General features: G+C 67.2%; 2 protein-coding genes. Both read left to right on the forward strand.

Going from position 1 to position 2,029, the window contains the following annotated elements; all coding sequences use genetic code 11:
• Nucleotides 1-153 precede the first annotated feature (153 nt).
• Entirely contained in the window at nucleotides 154-1,590 is a 1,437-nt protein-coding gene (gene zwf / locus AC1VAN_RS20030; RefSeq protein ID WP_025878809.1) for a glucose-6-phosphate dehydrogenase, read from the forward strand.
• Nucleotides 1,587-2,029 (forward strand): glucokinase (locus AC1VAN_RS20035; RefSeq protein WP_480986556.1); only part of this gene is annotated, 443 nt, incomplete at its 3' end. The genes zwf and AC1VAN_RS20035, both read left to right, overlap by 4 nt.

Consider the following 2,029-nt stretch of genomic DNA (forward strand, 5'->3'; position numbering starts at 1 on the left):
GGGTTGCCGCTGTAGTGGTTTCGATTGGAACGGTGCTCCGGCAAGCCGGAAAACCGATCCAGATGAGCCTCGGACAGGCAGTTGCGCGGATGTCCCCCGAACCCAGCCATGAAGCGATTGACAACGATGTCACCCGGATCTGAAACTCGAGCGATGCACGACACACTCTTCCTGTTTGGTGCCACAGGTGATCTGGCCCAGCGCTACCTGTTCCCTTCGCTGCTGCGCCTGCTCGGCGACGGCCTGCTGCCGGAGGATTTCCGCATCCGTGCGCTGGCCCTGTCGGGCCACGACACCGAAGCCTTCCATGACATCCTGCGCCCGCGCCTGCAGCAGGCCATGCCGATGGCCAGCCAGGAGGACATCGCCTCCCTGCTGCGCCGCATCGACTACCGCTCGGTGGACCTGCGCGACGTCGACTCGGTCGCCGCTGCCGTGTCCGACCTGGTCGACCGCCGCTGCGTGAGCTACCTGGCGATCCCGCCGGGCCTGTACATCTCCACCTGCGAGGGCCTGGCCAAGGGCGGCGCGCTGGCCGCACCCGCGCGCCTGATGCTGGAGAAGCCGATCGGCAGCGACAGCGAAAGCGCCGAGGAGATCATCACCACCATCGGCCAGTGGATCGACGAAGACCGCGTGTTCCGCCTCGATCACTACCTGGGCAAGGCAGCGGTACAGAACCTGATCGCGCTGCGCTTCGGCAACACGCTGCTGGAAGCGGTGTGGAACCGCAATTACATCGAATCGGTGCACATCCTGGTCGCCGAAAGCGAAGGCGTGGATGGCCGCGATGCCTACTACGCGCGCTCCGGCGCCCTGCGCGACATGGTGCAGAGCCACATCCTGCAGCTGCTGTGCATGGTGGCGATGGAGCCGCCGGCGTCACTGGAAGCCGACCGCATCCGCGATGAGAAGGTCAAGGTGCTGCGCGCACTGCGCCCGCTGGATGCCAAGCACGCCGCGCGTGACAGCGTGCGCGGCCGCTATACCGCCGGCAGCATCAACGGCCAGCCCGCACAGGCCTACCAGCCGCCGGAAGGCAGCGACGTGGAAACCTTCGCCGGTGTCACCGCGCACATCGACAACTGGCGCTGGAGCGGCGTGCCGTTCCACCTGGTCACCGGCAAGCGCCTGCCCGAGCGCACCACCCGCGTGGTGGTGACACTCAAGCCGGTCACGCATTGGTTGTTCGAGCGTCCGCAGCGTGCGCAGGCCGCACCGAACCGCCTGGTTTTCCAGCTGCAGCCGCAGGAGAACATCGAACTGGGCCTGATGAGCAGCCTGGCCGGGCCGGAATGGGGCGCGCTGGAACTGCAGCCGCTGGAGCTGGAGCTGTCGGTGCCGACCGGCCTGCATCGCCGTATCGCCTACGAGCGCCTGTTCCTGGACGCGTTCAACGGCAACCACACCCTGTTCGTGCGCGATGACGAAGTGCGTGCCGCCTGGGCCTGGATCGACAGCGTTGCCGATGCCTGGAAGGCGGCCAACCTGCCGCTGGAACCCTACCCTGCCGGCCAGTGGGGCCCGGCCAACGCGGTCGACTTCCTGCCGCAGGGCGTGGATGCGCCAGATAGCGGAGCGTCGGAATGAGTGCCAGCTCGCAGCCCGTGCTGGTCGCCGACATCGGTGGCACCAATGCCCGCTTCGCCCTTGCCGACACCTCGCAGGACGCCCCGCTGCTGAAAGAGAGCATCCGCGAGTACGCCGTGGCGGAGTTCCCGTCGCTGGGTGATGCCGCGCGCCACCATCTGGAGCAGATCGGCGCCACCGCAAGCCGTGGCGTGTTCGCAGTCGCCGGTCGTGTCGATGGTGACGAAGCCCGCATCACCAACCATCCGTGGGTGATCTCGCGCAGCCGCACGGCCGCGATGCTTGGTTTCAACGAACTGCACCTGATCAACGACTTCGCCGCGCAGGCGATGGCGATTTCGCTGCTGCAACCCGATGACGTGGTCCAGGTCGGCGGTGCCGCCTGGGTTCCGGGCAAGCCGGGTCAGCCGCGCAACTACGCAGTGATCGGCCCAGGTAC

The sequence above is a fragment of the Stenotrophomonas sp. 05L44_2 genome, assembly GCF_056665995.1.

Bases quoted from the DNA above. Each gene is read 5' to 3' on its own strand.
- zwf (WP_025878809.1), top strand. From the start codon at position 154: ATGCACGACACACTCTTCCTGTTTGGTGCCACAGGTGATCTGGCCCAG.